At 63.8% G+C, this 17,955-nt stretch carries 16 protein-coding genes; 9 read left to right on the top strand and 7 right to left on the bottom strand.

Going from position 1 to position 17,955, the window contains the following annotated elements; translation table 11 throughout:
* Positions 1-3 precede the first annotated feature (3 nt).
* Positions 4-102 carry a potassium-transporting ATPase subunit F gene (locus tag JOE41_RS20145; RefSeq protein WP_083812686.1) on the bottom strand — a complete coding sequence of 33 codons (99 nt, stop codon included), beginning with the start codon at positions 100-102 and terminating at the stop codon, positions 4-6.
* Between the two features lie 406 nt (positions 103-508).
* Positions 509-2,485, bottom strand: a complete 1,977-nt coding sequence (locus JOE41_RS20140; RefSeq protein ID WP_209753390.1) for an amino acid transporter — start codon at positions 2,483-2,485, stop codon at positions 509-511.
* Between the two features lie 346 nt (positions 2,486-2,831).
* Here JOE41_RS20140 and JOE41_RS20135 point away from each other — a divergent pair, with 346 nt between their 5' ends.
* From JOE41_RS20135 to JOE41_RS20125, 3 genes are all read left to right on the top strand, one after another.
* A complete protein-coding gene (locus tag JOE41_RS20135; RefSeq protein ID WP_209753389.1) occupies positions 2,832-2,987 on the top strand; it encodes a hypothetical protein in 156 nt (51 codons plus the stop codon).
* Between the two features lie 168 nt (positions 2,988-3,155).
* Positions 3,156-3,491 (top strand): hypothetical protein, encoded by a 336-nt coding sequence (locus JOE41_RS20130; protein ID WP_209753388.1) that lies wholly within the window; start codon positions 3,156-3,158, stop codon positions 3,489-3,491.
* Positions 3,488-4,501, top strand: coding sequence for a DUF808 domain-containing protein (locus JOE41_RS20125; protein ID WP_011691722.1), 1,014 nt, complete (start codon positions 3,488-3,490; stop codon positions 4,499-4,501). The genes JOE41_RS20130 and JOE41_RS20125 overlap by 4 nt, the downstream gene beginning before the upstream one ends.
* Positions 4,502-4,705: 204 nt before the next feature.
* Here the strand turns inward: JOE41_RS20125 and JOE41_RS21140 are convergent, their stop codons facing one another.
* Entirely contained in the window at positions 4,706-4,834 is a 129-nt protein-coding gene (locus JOE41_RS21140) for a hypothetical protein (RefSeq protein ID WP_280873629.1), read from the bottom strand.
* Between the two features lie 4 nt (positions 4,835-4,838).
* Positions 4,839-5,339: an HAD domain-containing protein gene (locus tag JOE41_RS20120; RefSeq protein ID WP_011691721.1), complete on the bottom strand. Its 501-nt coding sequence runs from the start codon at positions 5,337-5,339 to the stop codon at positions 4,839-4,841.
* A 739-nt stretch (positions 5,340-6,078) separates the two neighbouring features.
* Here JOE41_RS20120 and JOE41_RS20115 point away from each other — a divergent pair.
* The 4 genes from JOE41_RS20115 (at position 6,079) to JOE41_RS20100 (ending at position 11,909) form a co-directional block, all read left to right on the top strand.
* Positions 6,079-7,395, top strand: a complete 1,317-nt coding sequence (locus tag JOE41_RS20115; protein WP_307800727.1) for an extracellular solute-binding protein — start codon at positions 6,079-6,081, stop codon at positions 7,393-7,395.
* A 69-nt stretch (positions 7,396-7,464) separates the two neighbouring features.
* On the top strand, positions 7,465-8,349 hold the full coding sequence (locus JOE41_RS20110) for a carbohydrate ABC transporter permease (protein ID WP_209753387.1): 885 nt from the start codon (positions 7,465-7,467) through the stop codon (positions 8,347-8,349).
* Between the two features lie 6 nt (positions 8,350-8,355).
* Entirely contained in the window at positions 8,356-9,258 is a 903-nt protein-coding gene (locus JOE41_RS20105; protein ID WP_209753386.1) for a carbohydrate ABC transporter permease, read from the top strand.
* 68 nt (positions 9,259-9,326) lie between these two features.
* Positions 9,327-11,909, top strand: a complete 2,583-nt coding sequence (locus tag JOE41_RS20100; RefSeq protein ID WP_209753385.1) for an alpha-L-rhamnosidase — start codon at positions 9,327-9,329, stop codon at positions 11,907-11,909.
* 62 nt (positions 11,910-11,971) lie between these two features.
* On the opposite strand, the gene JOE41_RS20095 is transcribed toward JOE41_RS20100, so the two are convergent.
* The 3 genes from JOE41_RS20095 to JOE41_RS20085 form a co-directional block, all read right to left on the bottom strand.
* Positions 11,972-13,021: a LacI family DNA-binding transcriptional regulator gene (locus JOE41_RS20095; RefSeq protein ID WP_307800726.1), complete on the bottom strand. Its 1,050-nt coding sequence runs from the start codon at positions 13,019-13,021 to the stop codon at positions 11,972-11,974.
* A 960-nt stretch (positions 13,022-13,981) separates the two neighbouring features.
* Positions 13,982-14,767: a hypothetical protein gene (locus tag JOE41_RS20090; protein ID WP_209753384.1), complete on the bottom strand. Its 786-nt coding sequence runs from the start codon at positions 14,765-14,767 to the stop codon at positions 13,982-13,984.
* A gap of 4 nt (positions 14,768-14,771) precedes the next feature.
* Positions 14,772-15,119, bottom strand: a complete 348-nt coding sequence (locus JOE41_RS20085; RefSeq protein ID WP_209753383.1) for a hypothetical protein — start codon at positions 15,117-15,119, stop codon at positions 14,772-14,774.
* 1,313 nt (positions 15,120-16,432) lie between these two features.
* Between JOE41_RS20085 and JOE41_RS20080 the strand changes: the two genes are divergently transcribed.
* Complete coding sequence (locus JOE41_RS20080; RefSeq protein WP_209753382.1) at positions 16,433-16,789, top strand: hypothetical protein; 357 nt, start codon at positions 16,433-16,435, stop codon at positions 16,787-16,789.
* 391 nt (positions 16,790-17,180) lie between these two features.
* On the top strand, positions 17,181-17,951 hold the full coding sequence (locus JOE41_RS20075; protein WP_209753381.1) for a hypothetical protein: 771 nt from the start codon (positions 17,181-17,183) through the stop codon (positions 17,949-17,951).
* The last annotated feature ends 4 nt before the right edge of the window (positions 17,952-17,955 follow it).

Raw genomic sequence — 17,955 nt, 5'->3', positions numbered from 1 at the left:
TGCTCACCACTTGTCCGGATGGATCAGCACTGCGAGCAGGTAACCGAACAGGGCGATTCCGGCGATGAGCAGGACCAGCCACATGATGGCGTCGGCGCTCATTGCCCGGCGTCCGGCCGGTCCTCGGCTCCGCCGACCATTCCGGCCAGGAGGTGGCCGATCCACATTACGAAGCCCATGGAAACCATGAGGATTCCGATCACAGCCATGTCGGCCATTGCAGGTTCCTTTCATCCGCGCCCCGTTTGCGGGGCTACTGACAGTCAAGTCCCCTCCGGACGGCAAATAGCGGTTCCTGATGATTTCTTAACGCCGGACCGGCGGATCTTGACGCCGCCCTAACACCCTTACGGAACGGCGCGACGGTACCGCGCTGCGCCGCGCGTTTCGCCCCCGTCCCGGCGGGCAGCGACCGGCCCAGGCCGGCGGGCGTTGTCGCCGGCCCCAGGCTCACCGGCGGCACGCGCACTCCCGTTGCCGGGTCTCGGGACCTCTGGCCGGCGATGCCTTAGCCGACGTGGACCCAGGGTCGTTTGGTGACGTCCGGTTCGGCTTCGCGGAGTACTTCTCGGGTCACCGGAGCGATTTCACCTTCGCCCAGGAAGAGGAACTTGAGCAGGTTGATGATCGGGTTGCCCTCCGTCCAGCGGAAGTAAATGTGCGGCATCAGGCCCGTCACGTCGCGGATGTGCAGCAGGACCGAGGCGATCGTGTTCGGCACGACCGGTCCGTGGACCTCCAGGATCTGGTATCCGTGCCGGGTCACGCCGCGGACCTCGAGTTCTGTCTCAAAGTCGGAGGAATCGTCCACGATCACTTCCAGGAACAGCGCCTGGTGCTCAAGCGGAAGGTGGCTGACCTCGATTGCGGAGGTCAACTTGTCCCGGTATGCCTCCGGGCTCAGCCGGATGGGTTCGTGAGCGATGAGCGCGATCGGGCCGGACACGTTGGAGGACATGAATTCCAGCGCCTGCCGGTCCAGGTGGACGTGGGTGGCGTGGAGTTCAAAGGACCGCCGGATCCGGGAGAGCAACGAGATCACGATGATGCCTGCGATGAAGAGCGAGGCGATCCGGATGCCCTCGGGCCGTTCAAAAATGTTGGCCACCGTCGTGTAAATGAACACCACGGCAATGACACCGAACCCTAGGGTGCGCTTGCTTTGCTGCCGCCGACGGGCCGACAGTGTGACCGCCACCGCAGCCGAGGTCATCAGCACGAGGACGCCGGTGGCGTAGGCGCCGCCCTGGGCGTCGACGTCGGCGTCGAAGAGCCAGGTGATCAGGAATCCGACCGCAGTGAACACGAGCACCAGCGGCCGCACCGCCCGCGCCCACCCCGGGGCCATACCGTAGCGGGGCAGGTACCGCGGGACCAGGTTCAGCAGGCCCGCCATCGCGGAGGCGCCGGCGAACCAGAGAATGGCGATGGTGCTCATGTCATACACGGTCCCGAAACCCGCGCCGAGGTACTCGTGGGCCAAAAACGCCAGGGCGCGGCCGTTGGCCTGGCCGCCGGGCTGGAATTCCTGCTCCGGGATCAGGATCACTGTGGTGAAGCTGGTGGTGATCAGGAAGGAACTCATGATGACTGCCGCGGTTGTCAGGAGCCGGCGGGCCCCCTCGATCCGGCCGACCGGTTTGTCCTCGGTATCCCCTGGCCGGCCCCTAATCTGTGGCATCACGGCGACCCCGGTCTCGAAACCGGACAGGCCCAGCGCCAGCTTCGGGAAGACCAGCAGCGCGATCCCGACCACCATGAACGGATTCCCGTGCGAGGTGGTCAGGGCGTGCCACCAGTCCCCCACAGCAACCGGATGGGTAACAGCCTCGAATACGGTCGCGGCCACCACCACCACATTCAGGCCCAGGTAAACACCGACCAGAACTACCGCCACACCGATGGCCTCCTTGAAGCCCCGCAGGAACACAGCCCCCAGCAGGGCCAGCAGGAACAGCGTGAGCAGCACGTTTTGTCCCTGCATCCAGGCCGGCGTGAAGGGATTCTGGAGCGCGTGCGCCGTGGCATCGGCTGCGGAGAGCGTCATGGTGATCATGAAGTCCGTCGCCGCGAACCCCAGAAGCACCAGCACCAAGAGCTTCCCGCCCCAGCGCGGCATCAACCTCTCCAGCATGGCGATGGACCCCTCACCCCGGTGGCTCTCCCCGGCTACCCGGCGGTACACGGGCAGGGCGCCGAGCAAGGTGACAGCGACCAGCACCACGGTCGCGAGCGGAGAGATCACGCCCGCCGCCAGCGCCGCGATTGCAGGCTGGTAACCCAAGGTGGAGAAGTAATCGACACCCGTCAGGCACATCACCTGCCACCACGGATGCTTCTTCAGGTGCGAATCGCTCACCGCTCCGGGCCCCTGGTGGATCCCCTTGGCGTCCACCAGGCCGAACAGCAGCCAGTTCCGGAAGTTGTCCCCGGCGCCCGGCCGAGCCGCCTGGGGATCCGCTGGCGGCCTGCTCATCGTGGTCATAGCGGCCTTCCCTGCGATGCGCGGCCATCGCGTTCACTGCCGACGATAACACCGGCTCAGCTCAGTGATCCCGGCCCCGGGACAATCTTGACGGATCCTTAACGCCGCGACGGCATGGGTGCCGGGTGCGGGGCTAGCCAGGACAGGAGGGGCCCGCAAAGTCGGCTCCTGCCTGCTGTGGCGGAGCCCCCGGCCGAATATCAGGGAGGCGGTGCCCGGGCCTCAACGTACAGGTTGAATCCGGCCCAAAATCGCTGACCGCTGGTTCGAGCAGGGCCGCGAAACGATCACCCTGGGAGAGGCCGCCGTCAGCGTCACATCCCTGGACGTCACCGCGGGCACGCGCATGGCAGCCATCAGCGGTCTCCTGCTGCGCAGCGAAGCGATGTCCTCTTCCAAGATCGAACACATCGACGCCAACCGTACCGACTACGCCAAAGCGATGATCGGGCTGAGGCCAGCAGTGACGGACAGTCGATGGTGGCCGCCGCTGCCGCGGTAGAAGCCATGATTGCGGACGCCGGCCACTGCGGGGAAATCCGCCTCGAAGCGATGCTGTCCGCCCACCACACCCTGATGAAGGATGACCCGGTGGATACGGCCTACGCGGGGACGCTCCGCGACATGCAGAACTGGATCGGCGGCAGCGACGACTCGCGCCGCTTCAGCCATGGCCGCCAAGGTGCAGCGGTACTTCGATCTGATCAACAACTGCCGGACTGGCGAGGTCGATCCGTTTGTTCTTTACCTGACCCGGTCCGCGCTGCACGCCTCCACGGCCGCAGTGGAATCGGTGGCGACACTGGATGCGCTGCCGGCCCTGTGGATGGAACTCCCCCGGCCCCGACAGAGCTCTTCTGACGATGCCAACAGGTTCATGGCCCGGCACGCCGGCGCGGCCCTTCCGGATGACCGCTCATATAATCGGAGCATGCCAATCACACGTCTCAACCAAGGCCTCCTCGCCAAGCAGTCCTCTCACGACCAGTATGCGAGCGACCTGTGAGCGGCGGTCTTGTTGCCCTGCTGGACGACATCGCAGCCATTGCCCGCATAGCGGCCGCGTCGGTAGATGACGTCGCCGCCGGCGCCGCCAAGGCAGGGGCAAAGGCCGCTGGTGTGGTGATCGACGATGCTGCCGTCACCCCGCAGTACGTGTCCGGTGCGGACCCTTCCCGCGAACTGCCGATGATCAAGAAGATCTTCTGGGGATCGCTTCGGAACAAGCTGCTGATCATTCTGCCGGCGTTGCTTGCCGTCAGCGCTTTCCTTCCGGGAGCAATCCCGTTCATCCTCATGCTGGGTGGCACCTACCTCTGTTACGAGGGTGCCGAGAAGGTGTGGCACAAACTCCGTGGCCACCACTCCGCTGAAGAAGAAACTCCGGCGGTCGAGCGGGGACCTGCGGCGGAGGCCACGGTCATCAAGGGCGCCATCACCACCGACTTCATTCTGTCCTGCGAGATCATGGTCATCTCGATGAACGAGGTGGCCACCGAATCTCTGTGGGTCCGGGCGCTCATCCTGGTCGTCGTGGCCCTCGTGATCACGGTTGCCGTTTACGGTGCCGTCGCCCTCATCGTCAAGATGGATGACGTCGGCCTGCATCTGGCCGCCAAGGACTCCGCCGGTTCCCGGCGCACCGGCGAGCTCCTCGTCAAGGGTATGCCCTCGGTACTGGCCGCGATCACCCTGGTCGGGACGATTGCGATGCTCTGGGTCGGCGGGCACATCATGCTGCAGGGCGCTTACGACCTCGGTTGGCACGCGCCATACGACCTTGTCCATGTCCTCGAGCACCCCTTCGGCGGGATCCCGGTGGTGGGCAGTTTGCTGGCCTGGCTCGTGAACACGCTGTGCTCCGCCGTCCTCGGAATCGCCTGGGGCCTCGTCATCATGGCCATCGTGGGACCGCTGCTGAAAGTGCTGCCGTTCGGCCAAAAGAAAAACGGGCATGACGGGAGCAGCGCTGCAGGGGACCGTCCCGTGAAACGCGGGGCCGATTCGGCCTCGTAGCCGTGCTCGAGGGGGTAGCCCGAAATCCTGCTCTGGCTCATGGAGGGGCTTTGAGCCCCCACGATGAGCTCCGCTTCGAGCTCGCCGCCTGAGAGGCCGACGGCGTAATCATCACCCCGGTTAGCGGGTACCGGTATTTCACCTCCCAGGCAACGGTCCACGAAGGGTACGTCGCCGTCTTCGGGCGACCGGCGGCCGAGGCTGTCAGCCGAGCAGATCCCCGGCTACGCCTACGAACTCCACTACATCGGAGTGGACGCCGCCACCGACATCGCCGCCCGCGGCATCACGCTTGAGGAGTACGCAGGAGCGCAGCCCTCCCGCTAGCGGCATGGCCTCAGGTGGTCGCGTTGACCGCGCCCCCGCCGCCGATGAACACCTCGACCGCAATCACGTGTGCCTCCGTCAGACCCCGGTCAGCGCTTGGCTTCTCCAAAAGCGCTGGCCGGCCACAGGTGCGGGCCCACTCGCGCGCGTCGGGTCCGAGCACGTCATCGATCCACACGACCGAGTCCCAGTCGTCGGACGCCTCCATCCTGGCCAGCCACCTGGCCACCGACCGCAGCTTCGGTGTCGGGTCGTCGGCGTCGGCCGGGCGCAGCAGGAGGGTCACCCGCAACGGTTCGGTCTCGAGCTGCAGCTGCTCCTCAAGCTGGGCGGTCATCTCCGCCGGCCACGTCGACACCCACGCAATCCGACCGCACCGCGCCAGCCGCCGGACCAACGCGGTCCTCACGTCTGTGAGCTGCGGGTCGGGCCGGATAGCACCCGGCCGGGCACGGAGGGCCGGGTTCAGTACACCGTCGATGTCGAGCAGGATGATCGGCTTCAACGTCATGGCCGGAGCCTAACACCGCTCAGCCGCTACCGGCGTTTCCACTTGTGGGTTCCCGGCCCCTAGGGAGGAATGCCCAGGGACAAGACCGGCAAGGGCACGCCAGGGCAGTCCCGCGGTCTGGCCGGACTCCGGGACGGCGGCGTAACTCCTTCAGCTTCCATGGCTCGTAGACGAAGCCCGGCTCGGGCTCGCGAACAGGTGGCTGGCGTGTCGGATACCGCAACCGATGATGCGGCCTCTCCCTGACCCGGCGCTGCCGGTTTCATCCACGCAAACGCATCCATGGCATCCCCCTGTTGTTGTTGCCAGGGAGCATGCGTGGGCCGGGACGCCCTTCTTCGAGTACCGGGACTTCCCCGGCCCGACATCAAGGTGGGCCTGGCCCTTGGCCGGGGTCTCGTAGCCGTACATCTTCAGGCACCGGTACAGGCTTACCTGTGACCAGCCGACCGTCTTAGCGACCCGATCGGCTCTCTTGCCTTCGGATAATAGCCGCCCGGACAGTTCATTGGGCACTCCCTCGGGCGACACGGGCTCATCCGCCAACAGGCAAGAGTTTGAAGCGCTCAAATTGCACCGATTCAACTATCTTCGCAAATTTCCCGTGAGTCACGGCTCCTGAGACACGAAGGGCCAGTTTGCATGGAGAACCGAGGGGCAAGTGATGATTGACACAGTGAACATCCTCCCTTTAGTCTAATTGAAACGCTTCAAAAGAAGCACGCTTCAAGGAGGAACTGTGGTTTCTGTAGTGTCGCGGCCCAAGGCCCGCGTTCTCGCCCCCGTAGTAGCGTCAGTCGGCGCACTCGCACTTCTACTGACCGGCTGCGGGGCCAGCGGCGACTCGTCCGCCCAGGGGTCGAAGGACTTTACATATCTGACGAACGTCGAAAACACCACCATCCGTGGCGAACTTGAGGCCCTGAGCAAGGACCAGTGCAAGGCCGAGAACGAGGCAGCTCCACTCAAGGTTGAGACTGTGCCCCAGACCAGCCTGGACCAGAAGCTGCAGCTGCTCGCCGGGCAGAACGCCCTCCCGGTCCAGTTCGCAGCCGGCAACGCACCCGCCTTGACCCAGGACCTGGACAAGTCCGGCAACATCCTGGACTTTGAGAAGGCCCTCAAGGACCTGAACATCCCGGACGCCATCCTCCCGGGTGCTGCGTCCACCATCAAGTCCCTCTATGGCGGCAAGCTCAACGTCCTGCCCTACCAGTACAACGTCGAAGGCATCTGGTATAACAAGAAACTCTTCGCTCAGAACGGCATTGAAGCTCCGAAGACCTGGGACGATTTCGTCACTGCCGGCGAAAAGCTGAAGTCCGCCGGCGTGACACCTCTCTCGGCGTCGGGCAAGCAGGGCTGGCCCCTGACTCGCCTCGTCAGCGGTTACCTTTTCAGTGACCTGGGTCCTGACGCGCTGAAGAAGGTCTCCGACGGCGAGGCCAAACTGACAGACCCGGAATACGTCAAAGCAGCTGAGGCGGTTGCCGATCTCGGCGCCAAAGGCTACTTCGGCCAGGGCATCGGATCCATAGACTACGACACCGCCGCCTCGCAGTTCCTCAGCGGCAAGGCCGGCATGTTTTACATGGGCAGCTGGATCCTCTCGAACTTCAACGACAAGGCGCAGAACAAGATCGGGGAGGAAAACATCGGTTTCATGCCGTTCCCGAAGGTCGCCGGCGGGCAAGGCATTGACAACCAGTACGCCGCCAACGTCGGTCTGCCGATGACCTTCAACGCCAAGAAGTACGACGACAAGGCCTCCGCCTGGCTCAAGTGCATTGCCACCAACTACGGCAGCACCGCGCTGAAGGACAAGAACTCGATCTCCGGATTCAAGCTGACGACTCCGGTGGACAGCGTCCCGCCGCTGGTGAAGTCCACGCAGGAAACGGTGAACAACACCAAGGAAAGCGTCCTGTGGTTCGAGGCGCTCTTCAGCACCAAGGCCACCACCACCAGCCAGACCAACGCCGCGGGGCTCGTCTCCGGAAGCATCACACCGCAGAAGTTCATGGAACTCGTCCAGAACGATCTCAACACCAAGTAGGCGGCCCTGCCGGGGCCGGCGCGAGCCGGTCCCGGCGACCGGCACCCGAATCCCGATGAAAGAAGCACCATGAATAACGTCCTCGGAGACAAGAAGGCCGTAGTCGTCCTGCTTGGTCCCGCCCTGCTGGTCTACACCCTGGCCATGCTGGTCCCAGTCTTTTGGTCCCTCGGCTACACCTTCCTCTCCGGCAACGCCATCACGGGCTTCACCTTCGCCGGGCTCTCCAACTTCGAAAAGCTCTTCTCCGACCCCGCGGTCGGCGAAGCCCTCTGGTTCACTGTCCGCTACGCCATCGTCATCACGGCAGGTCAGGTGCTCCTGGGCTACTTCCTCTCTCTGCTTTACGTGTTCGCCCTCAAGCGGGGTTCAAGCGTCATCCGGACGCTGGTGTTCTTCCCCGTCGTGCTGCCGACTGTGGCCGTTGCACTCCTGTTCCAGAAGATGTTCGAAATCGCGCCGCAGAACGGCCTCGTCAACTCAGCCCTCAACGTCTTCGGGATGGGTTCCATCGACTGGCTTGGCGACGGTTCCAGAGCATTCTGGGTCATCGTCATCATGGACCTCTGGAGGTCCATGGGCTTCTACGCCGTCCTGCTCTACACAGGCCTGGTGGACATCCCCGAAGACATCCTCGAATCAGCCCGTCTTGACGGCGCACAGGGTCTCCGCCTCATCCGGCACATCGTCCTGCCGCTCTCGCTGCCCGTGTTGCTGTCCTCAATCATCTTCAGCATCAACGGAACACTCAAGGTCTTCGACTCGATCGTGGCCCTCACCAACGGCGGCCCCGGCAGCGCCACCACACCCCTGACTCTGCACATGTTCAGGACCTCATTCACCTACGGCGACTACGGCTACGGCAGCACAGTTGCCCTACTGCTGACGATCCTGTGCCTCATCGTCACCCTGTTTATCTTCCGCTCGTCGCGCCGCGACCTGACCAAGGACTGACCGACGATGACCGCACCCGCCACACTCCGGGACCGCACAGCTACCGGCCCCTCCGCCCCGGCCGCCCGCCGAACACCAAAGATCAAAGTACTCAAACGCCTGCCCGTCCAGCTGCTGGTGGCACTCCTGCTGATCGTGGAGATCTACCCTCTGGTCTGGCTCTTCATGGGCTCCTTCAAGACCCAGGACGAGTTCCTCAACAGCCCCGTCTGGACCCTCCCGCAGAACTTCAGCTTCGACAACTACACCGAGGCCTGGACCACCGGCAACCTGGCCACCTACGTTGGCAACAGCCTCATCGCCACCATCCCCTCGCTCTTCCTCATCGTCTTGTTCGGCGTCGCCGCGGGCTTCGCCCTTGAAGTGCTGGTGTGGAAAGGCCGCAACGCCGTCCTGCTGACATTCCTCGCCGGAATCATGGTCCCCGGCCAGATGATCCTGCTCCCGCTCTTCTCCGCCTACTTCCAGGTCGGCCTGACCGGAACGCTCTGGCCCCTCATCATTACCTACACCGCCACCGGCCTGCCGCTGACCGTGTTCATGATGGCCACCTACTTCCGCGCAGTACCCCGGGAAGTCTTCGAGGCGGCGACGCTCGACGGCGCCAGCATGGTCCGCGCATTCTTCTCCATCGGGTTCCCCATGGTCCGGAACGCCGTCTTCACGGTGGCGCTGGTCCAGTTCTTCTTTATCTGGAACGACCTCCTCATCGCTTTGACGTTCACCAACAACGCCCAACTGAACACCATCCAGGTCGGCCTGCTGAACTTCACCGGCGAATTCGGCGCAGTCCAGTACGGCCCCCTCTTCGCGGCGATCTGCATCAACGTATTCGGCACTCTCGTCCTCTACCTCTTCCTGAACCAGCGCGTCATGAAGGGCCTCGCCGGCGGCGCGGTCAAAGGCTAGGACAGACGTTGTCACACCGCGTACCCACCGACCGTGCCAAATCCAACCACCACCAGGAGCACCACACCATGCCACTGACCGTAAAGCCGGCTACCTTCGATCACCTGCGCGAAGCCCTTGGCGTTGGCAACAGCACTCCTCGCATCTCCTGGAAGACCGTAGGGGCACCGGGCTGGTCGCAGGCGGCGTATCAGGTTGAAACCACCAGCAACGGGGAAACCCACCTCAGTGAGCGGATCGCCTCCCCAGATTCCGTCTTGGTACCCTGGCCCGCGGCCCCCTTGAACTCAGGGGATGAAGTTGCCGTCCGCGTTCGCGTCTGGGGTGCCGACGATGCCGAACCGAGTGACTGGAGCACCCCCTCATGTGTTGAGGCTGGCCTCCTGAATCCTGAAGACTGGACCGCGGCCGCCATCACGCCCGCATGGGATGAAGACCCGGAATCGGACCGCTGTCCTCCACTGCTGCGGCGCGAATTCCCCGTGCACTCTCCCGTCCTCAAAGCCCGGCTCTATGTCACTGCCCACGGTCTCTACGAAGTCGAAATCAATGGGACGCGGGTTGGCAACGACACCTTGTCGCCTGGCTGGACCGTCTACGGCGAACGGCTGCGCTACTACACCTACGACGTCACGGCACTGATCCGCGAAGGTGATAACGCCGTCGGAAGCTGGCTGGCTGATGGGTGGTACCGCGGACGGATCGGCTTCCACGACGGCTACCGGAATCTTTACGGCGACAAAGTCGCCCTGCTTGCGCAGATCCGGATCACGCACGACGACGGGTCCGTCACCGTGGTGGGTACGGACCGGACCTGGAAGGCAGCCTTCGGTCCCATCGGATTCACCGGTCTCTATGAGGGCGAAAACTTCGATGCCCGGCAGCTGCCTGCCGGCTGGAGCCAGCCCGGGTTCGACGACGGCGGCTGGAGCCCCGTCACGACCGTGCCCCGTGATCCCGCCACGCTCGTTGCCCCGGAGGGACCGCCGGTCCGCTGTACCGAGGAAGTCCGCCCAGTGCGCGTCTTCACCAGCCCGGCAGGCAAAACGCTTGTGGATTTTGGCCAGAATCTGGTCGGTCGCCTGAAGATCACGGTGCGGGGCAATCCGGGCCACCAGGTCACGCTTCGCCACGCCGAAGTGCTGCAGGAGGGGGAACTCTTCACCAGACCGCTCCGCCGCGCCATCTCGACCGACACCTACACGGTTGCCGGGACTGGAGCCGAAACCTGGGAGCCGCGCTTCACCATCCATGGCTTCCGCTACGCCGAAATCAACGGCTGGACCGGCGGCGACATCAGCGAGAATGTGGTGGCCCGCGTTTATCACACTGACATGGAACGCACCGGCTGGTTCGACAGCTCCAACCCGGACCTGAACCGCCTGCACGAAAACGTGCGCTGGAGCATGCGCGGCAACTTCGTGGACATCCCCACGGACTGCCCACAGCGCGACGAACGGCTCGGCTGGACCGGTGACATCCAGGTCTTCGCCCCCACGGCAAGTTTCCTCTATGACTGCTCCGGCATGCTGACGTCCTGGCTCAAAGACGTCGCCGTAGAACAGCTCCCGGATGGAACCATTCCCTGGTACGTCCCGGTCATCCCGGGCGGTGATGAGTGGACACCCATCCGGCCCGGCGCCGTCTGGGGAGACGTGGCAGTCCTGACCCCGTGGACCATCTACCAGCGGTTCGGCGACACCCAAGTGCTCCGCGACCAGTACGCCAGCGCCAAAGCCTGGGTGGACCTGATGGACACCCGTGCCGGCGGAACGCACCTGTGGAACACCGGCTTCCAGCTCGGCGACTGGCTTGATCCGACGGCACCGCCGCATGACCCCACCGCGGCCAAGACAGACCCCTACCTCGTGGCAACGGCGTACTTCGCGTGGTCCGCCATGCACTTGGGCAAGATCGCCAGCGTCCTGGGAAATACCGCTGACGAACTGCACTACACCGAGCTCGGCCGGACCGTGGCCAGGGCGTTCGCGGACGAATACGTCTTCCCCACCGGAGCCGTGGCCGGCGACGCACAGACTGCCTACGCACTGGCCATCGTGTTTGACCTCTTCCCCAGCGAAGAGCAGAAGCAGCTGGCCGGGCGCCGCCTGTCCGAGCTGGTTGTCGACGGCGGCAACAGGATCGCTACCGGCTTCGCGGGCACGCCCGTCATCTCCGATGCACTGACCGAAGTGGGCGCGCTGGACAGCGCCTATGATCTGCTGCTCGAAAAGGAATGCCCGTCCTGGCTCTACGCGGTGGACCAGGGCGGGACCACCATCTGGGAACGCTGGGACGCCATGCAGCCCGACGGCACCGTCAACCCGGGAAACATGACGTCCTTCAACCACTACGCCCTGGGAGCCGTGGCTGATTGGATGCACCGCGTGGTGGCCGGAATTTCGCCGCTGGAACCCGGCTACCGCAGGATCTTGTTCAAGCCGCGCCCCGGCGGGCAGCTCACCCACGCCTCCGCGCGGCACGAAACACCCTATGGGACCGCAAGCATTTCCTGGACTTTTGGTGCCGCGGGCCTGAACGTGAACGTGGAGGTCCCCACCGGTTGCACCGCCCGCGTGGAACTCCCCGGTCAGACGCCTTTGGAGGTGGGGTCGGGGGCGTTCAGCTACGCCGTGGAGCCTGTCGCCTAAAACTTACGGCGGCGCCGGGGGCGGAAGCCGCCCCCGGCCGCGGTAAAGCCGCTTGCCAGGCGTTAGCGGCCCAGAGTGCTGGCGCGGGCGAACAAGGTAGGTTCGAGCATCAGATTGCGATGCACGTGCTGGCCGGGCTGGCTGATTTCCTCCAGGAGGAGTTTGGTCGCAACCCGGCCCATTTCGTGCCCCGGCTGGCCGATGGTGGACATAGGGATGGCGGCTTCGGTAGCGAACTGGTTATTGTCGTAGCCGATCACGGCAATATCCTGCGGTACGCGGAGCCCATATGTGCCCGTCAGCTCATGGATGATTCCGGCGGCCAACTGGTCCGACGGGGCAATGATTCCATCGGGCATCCTGCTCCGGCCCCGGCTGGCCAGGTCCCCCGCGATACGGCGCCCCTCCGGGCTGTTGAGGCTGCGCCCGAGGATCACCTCAAGGGAGACGGCTCCCCGGGTCTCCGACGTCGCGCGCATGGCGCCCTTGCGCCGGTCGTTCACGGCGTGCAGGTCATCGGGACCGCCGGCAAACACCAGCCGGCGGCGGCCCAGGTCAATGAGGTGCCGGGCCGCGAGATAGCCTCCATGTTCCTCGTCGACCAGCACACAGCAGCAGTCCGTGCGGCCGCCGGCGTAGTTGACGAGGACGATGTTCCGCCCGTGGCGGCGAACCCGGTCCACGCCGTCCAACGCAGCGTCCAACGGCGCGAGAATGATGCCGGCAACCCGGGCCTCATCAAAAATATCGAGGTAGCCTTCCTGCTTCTGCAGGTCGACGTCACTGTTTGCCAACAGCAGGGAGTGGCCGTTTTCGTGCGCGGCACTCTCGGCGCCGCGGGCAATATCCACAAAGAGGGAGTTACCAACATCGGTCAGTACGAGGCCAATCGTCCTGCTGCTGCCGGCCGCCAGGGAGCGCGCGGCGGAGTTGCGGACGAAGCCCAGCTCATCAATCGCGGCCTGGACCCGCAACCGGGTCCGTTCCGCCACGATTTCGGGTTTGTTTAGCACATTGGACACAGTGCCCAGCGAAACGCGTGCGACGCGGGCCACATCGTTCATGCTCGGTGCAGAATCGACCCCTGCCTCCGCGGCGATTTCTTTAGGCACGTTTCCCGCTGCTTCCTCTGTAGAACTTGTCCCTCATTTTTTCATACCTTCGGGCCGATACCGCACCGCTCAGAGCATGGTGTTGAGGGTTTTTGTGCGACATCTCGTCCACTGCCACTGGTTCACGCCTGAACTCTGAGCGACCTCAGAGGCACGCACAAGAGACGTAGGCAACCGATGCCGGGCATGCGTCCCTCCTGCGACAGTCGTCTGGCGCCTCTGCGCCTCAGCCATCCAGCCGCCCTTTCGCTTGAGCAACTGGGCCGAGCAAGCACTCGAGACTGTGCGGAGACGACCACCGTCCTCCTGTTTTGAACCGTTGTACAAGTCTTCTTCAGCATGCGGACCTGAGGCCCGGCGTTCACTGCCTTCGCCTGACCCAAATGAGGTTGATGTACCAGCAGCATCGCTTGGTCGACGTCCCGACGGAGATCCCTGTTCATAGTCTCCACTGGGACAATAGAGGCCGCTTTCAGAGCACCGGGCAGTCCGCTGCCCCTCCTGCGTGGACTTGTGAGGGGACGCCCGCCGTCCGGCCGACGCCGTTACGGCACGGCTGATAGAAGGCATCCATGGCAGGGGCCAGCGGCTCCAGCCGAGGAAGGCTGCAAGGTCAAACTCACTGAGGAGTCATACGGCAACACCCCACGATGACGCCGGCCTCACCAGCCGCATCATCGGACTGCTCCCCGACGCGCCACTGTTGGCCGGGACCGTTTTCGCCTCCTGGATGCGTCAGCACCCCGGCCTACTCTAGTTCACCTCAGTCGAAGGAACAGGTCGTCGCGGGTGATCGACCAACGCAGTGGCAAGGCGACCCGAGCCCAGGTCGCGGGACTATGGATTGCGGCCTCCGGCCTAGCCCTGGCGCTAGTTCGCACTGTGTTGGACGTTTTCGGTGGAATTGTCAGGCGGGCGCTCAGATCCGGGAGCCGTTGGTGGCCAGCCGGCAATTAGGGCCTATTCCGTCGGTGGCTGCCCCGTACCGGTATGGGCGGCGGCGTTCTTTGCGTCTTCTGTTTTCGTGCGGCGTTTGCGGCGCCTGCTCATGCCCGCTATCCCGGCCGCCGCTACAGCGGTCCCGGCCAGCATGGCCGCTACACCCTGGACTGGATGCTTGGGAAGGTTGCGCACGGCAACCCCGGCCAGTCCCCAGCTCACGGCGGCAGCGTAAGCGAGGGAAACCGGCCGAAGCCACGCCACGCCAGCAGCGGCTCCCCCGGCTGCGATCAGTGCCGCGGCGTTCCAGGCCTCGGCTCCGGGCCAGGGGGCGCGAATACCGCTGGCGATGAGGGCTTCCCCGCCCCCTGCAACCATCGCTACCGTAATCCAGCCACCGAACAGGCCCAGAGGAACTCGCACTAGCCACCGGTCGCGCCGCGGATGGGCGTCGGCCTCTTGCCCAGGACTCGCCCGGACGTACGCCGTCAGGGCGGCCGCCGTCGTCATGACGATGAGCGACAGTTCGACGCCCGGAATGTCTTGGGTCCACACCCAGAATCCGGACAGGCCAACTGCGCAGGCCGTAGCCCACCCGGTTCGGCGCAGAAGCGGATCGAAGCGCTGTCCCGGCAGCGCCTGGTAGATTGCATGGCTAAACAGGCCGACGTATATCGGCGTCCAGATACCGAACGCGTATCCTGCCGGCAGAACCAGGCTGGGACTGGAGACACCGTCCCCGTAGTCTCCTGACACCCCGACCAGAAAACCGCCGCCTATCGCTGCGGCGGTAGCTATCTGTCGCACAAGGTCACGATCGGGCATTGCTGGCCTGCTCTCCTCTGAACCCCTCCATGATCCCTCTCTTACCGAACCAAAGGTAGACCCCTGTCCAGATTCCCGGGCAGGCGTTCAGCAGGTCCTTAACTTCGAGTAGGACCCGGTCCAAGGTGTTGACAGTCACGTCGTAGGAGCCGGTAATCTCGTTGGCATACGTGAGGTACCGGTATACCAAGCCTTGGGATGTCCACTGATTCTTAGCGGTGAAATCTCCGGAGTACAGGGTGCTTCCGAACAGCGTCGGCGAACCACCGACCAGGAGCGTGAGCAGCTCTTCCGGCCGCCCGCGTTCCTCCAGGCTCCGCTGCACGGCGGGCATGCTGGTCCTGGTTGACGGTTCTGGTCAATCAATGACCATAGTGACACGCGCCCGAAACGGCTGAATCCATCTTGATTCCATCCGACTTCCCGCGGACCCGCTCGTTCGGGACCGGCGCGACAGTCCGGCGGCCGGCGTCGGCTCGGTGAAAGGAACCGCACGGCCCACCCTGCGGCGGTGCCCTGCCCCCAGAGCAAGAGGACCGGGCCGTGGAACAGGCCTGATCCCAGAACATGGACCCGCCGCAAGACCATGGCCAGCCAACGCCGGCCCGCCGGTGGTGACCGCTGCACGCTCTTCGCGCCGAAGGCTGGATGGAAGGCTTCTGCACCACTGCCTGCGGCGGGCTCAATGACCGAAAGGTCCGTCCTGTGAACCCGATATGCAGACACAGGGACCCTGAACGGCTGGAACCGGGAAAGCACCGGAAGTTGGTGCCCTGACGCGCCGCACCCAAAGGAAAGCAGCCATACACGGCCACCCAGTCCGTCACCACGAAAAACATGGCGAAGGCCGGCAATAGCAATAGAGCCGGCAATAAACACGAGGACGAGGGTGGTTTGTAAGTCAAAATTGCTCCCTCCCCCATCGGGGCTCAAACAAAAAGCATGTCGAAGCGACTAAACAAATCCGGGGCCAGAGCGAATTCGCCCTAGTCCCTGCTTGTGATTCTTGTAGCTGCATCCTGCCAGATGAAAACTATTGCGCCAATGTCAGCCAGAAATGCATGAAAGTCTGATCACGGCGTCCGATCAAACCTGACGCACGCCCGGTAAGCGATGGCTGGGAGCAAAATTCTTCACATGTACTCCTGCCTCTTGTGGCGTGCGGCTAGTTATCGTATGAGCCCCTCAGGGAAGCGTTCGGGATGCTAAGGGGTCCCTGCCAGGTTCGCGCCAGTACTCATCGCGTTGCCACAATGAATAATCATTGCCAAGGCCAAGGCTGACCCCTAGTAGGTGAGGCGGCGGCGGAGCCTGCGCCTCACCTCAGGGCTTGCGCTGACCGGAGGCTTGCCCGTCGTCGGCTTTCGTGGGGATCGCTCTGGCATCCCCCAGCGAAACGGTCATCGAAGAGTCCGTTCCCCAAGTAGGTCCAAGCCCCGAGTCACGGATACGACTGGAAACAGCGCCGAGTCACGTGACCGAGGCGCCCAGTACTTCTCACCTGAACGGCATCGGTCGCGCGAATAGCACCCTGAGAGGTATCTGGTACTCGCGGAGGGAGAACTCCTGGCGCCGCAGCGAGGCAACCGACTGACGCTAGGGTTGACGTTTAGCAGAGCTACCGGTTGAAGGATCATTTGGGGGAGCATGAAGCAGCCATCAGCGAGCGGAATCGGCTTTCGGGAAGTAGACCAGGACGAGAATCCTGCGGTCCACGCGCGGGACATTGCGCAGGGTTCATCCCGTCAACATAGGCACTGGTCCGTCAATCCATTTATCGCCGTGTTGTGGCTGTTGGCCGCCGTGCTGGTCGTCGGCGGCATCTCAGTCCTGTCGACCGTGACCTTCAATCCGGGCCCTGTGGGTGGGCCGCCGGCCATTTCATTCCTGATGATGACATTCGCGCCCCACGCGCTGCTCGTTGGACTTGTTGTCGTTCTTTGCCTTCTGTTCTGGCACGCATGGCAATGGCAGCGGCGCCACGCGGAACGGCCAATGCGCTAGCCTCGAACCGACCCTCCGATCGGCTGTGTCCTTCTTATCGGCCCCGAGCGCGGGGAAGTGGAGATCGCCTAGTTAGCCCCTGGGTAGGCGGAATACCCGGACGGAGTGAAAAAGGATCAACCCCACTCCAACGCTCACGAATTTGGCGTCTGGCAAGCGGGGCGGTTCTGTGGCAAGCCTGTATATGGAATTCCAGCGAGTCAAATTTTGCAAATGATTATTAAGAATAGATAGGGGTGCGCTCAGTTTTCACTCAAGGCTTTGTCCAAACCTCCATTATCGGGCACTAGCTGCCAGCCATCGGCACCTTTCTCCCGCACGAAGGGCGACAGACGACATGTCAGCCTCCGTGCAAGTGGATGATGGCTGTGACGGGCATTACCGTGTGGGTATGGAACCTGATCACAAGCCCTCAGTCATAAGCCGGCTACTGGACGAGGTGTCGTGGGAGGGCAGCAACGTGAAGCGTTACCGGGAAGGCGGTCGCGGCATGGAAAACCCGCTGACTGCAGAGGTTTTTCAGGGCCTGTCTAACCTCCCGCGAGACCTGTTTCTCGGGGAAGTCCTGCGTTGTGCCCATGGCGCCGACCAAACCCGACTTGCGGCCGCCAATGAGGCTGAAGCTGCTGACCTCGACGTGCTGCCGGGCAGTCTCCAGCTGCCGGCCCTCAAAATTGACGTTCAGCCGGACGTCTGGGTGACCGGTCCTTCAGTCCAACTGTTAGTGGAGGCCAAAGGCTTCAGGAGAGGCGCGACGTTCAATGTCGAGCAGCTTCCTCGAGAGCTGCTCTGCCTGCAGACGCACAGCGGTAACCTCACGCCCTTGCTCCTGCTGGTCCTGACCACTGCCCCACCCATCAGGCTCGCCGGCAGCGGTCGCCACGAGGTCGACGCCGGTGTTGCCGTGGGTCTTGAGTCCCTGTGCGCCCGTGCGGGAGTGACTGCTGAAGACTATGAGGCTTTGCTCGCCTCAATTCCATTCTGTCTCGCCTGGATAACCTGGTCTGAGATCTACACCATTGTCATGCGACAGAAAGGTGCTTTATCGGGTCTCCCCTCCAGCATCGCTGCGTCCCTTCACCGGACCGCTGACGGCGTGGCCCAAGCCATCAAATGGCACTCGGGTGGCCTTGGATGCGAATCTGTGGCGGTCGTTGATTAGCCCT

Origin of the sequence: Arthrobacter sp. PvP103 (assembly GCF_017833075.1) — a bacterium.
Lineage (GTDB): Bacteria > Actinomycetota > Actinomycetes > Actinomycetales > Micrococcaceae > Arthrobacter.
The sequence above is the reverse complement of the archived record's forward strand: the minus strand, read 5'-3'. Positions and strand labels throughout refer to the sequence as shown.

Excerpts from the sequence above, each read along its gene's own strand:
- JOE41_RS20135 (WP_209753389.1), top strand. The coding sequence starts at position 2,832 with ATGGCAGCCATCAGCGGTCTCCTGCTGCGCAGCGAAGCGATGTCCTCT.
- JOE41_RS20130 (WP_209753388.1), top strand. The coding sequence starts at position 3,156 with ATGGCCGCCAAGGTGCAGCGGTACTTCGATCTGATCAACAACTGCCGG.
- JOE41_RS20140 (WP_209753390.1), bottom strand. The coding sequence starts at position 2,485 with ATGACCACGATGAGCAGGCCGCCAGCGGATCCCCAGGCGGCTCGGCCG.
- JOE41_RS20110 (WP_209753387.1), top strand. The coding sequence starts at position 7,465 with ATGAATAACGTCCTCGGAGACAAGAAGGCCGTAGTCGTCCTGCTTGGT.
- JOE41_RS21140 (WP_280873629.1), bottom strand. The coding sequence starts at position 4,834 with ATGCCGCTAGCGGGAGGGCTGCGCTCCTGCGTACTCCTCAAGCGTGAT.
- JOE41_RS20145 (WP_083812686.1), bottom strand. The coding sequence starts at position 102 with ATGAGCGCCGACGCCATCATGTGGCTGGTCCTGCTCATCGCCGGAATC.
- JOE41_RS20085 (WP_209753383.1), bottom strand. The coding sequence starts at position 15,119 with ATGCCCGCCGTGCAGCGGAGCCTGGAGGAACGCGGGCGGCCGGAAGAG.
- JOE41_RS20120 (WP_011691721.1), bottom strand. The coding sequence starts at position 5,339 with ATGACGTTGAAGCCGATCATCCTGCTCGACATCGACGGTGTACTGAAC.
- JOE41_RS20100 (WP_209753385.1), top strand. The coding sequence starts at position 9,327 with ATGCCACTGACCGTAAAGCCGGCTACCTTCGATCACCTGCGCGAAGCC.
- JOE41_RS20080 (WP_209753382.1), top strand. The coding sequence starts at position 16,433 with ATGAAGCAGCCATCAGCGAGCGGAATCGGCTTTCGGGAAGTAGACCAG.
- JOE41_RS20105 (WP_209753386.1), top strand. The coding sequence starts at position 8,356 with ATGACCGCACCCGCCACACTCCGGGACCGCACAGCTACCGGCCCCTCC.
- JOE41_RS20075 (WP_209753381.1), top strand. The coding sequence starts at position 17,181 with ATGGAACCTGATCACAAGCCCTCAGTCATAAGCCGGCTACTGGACGAG.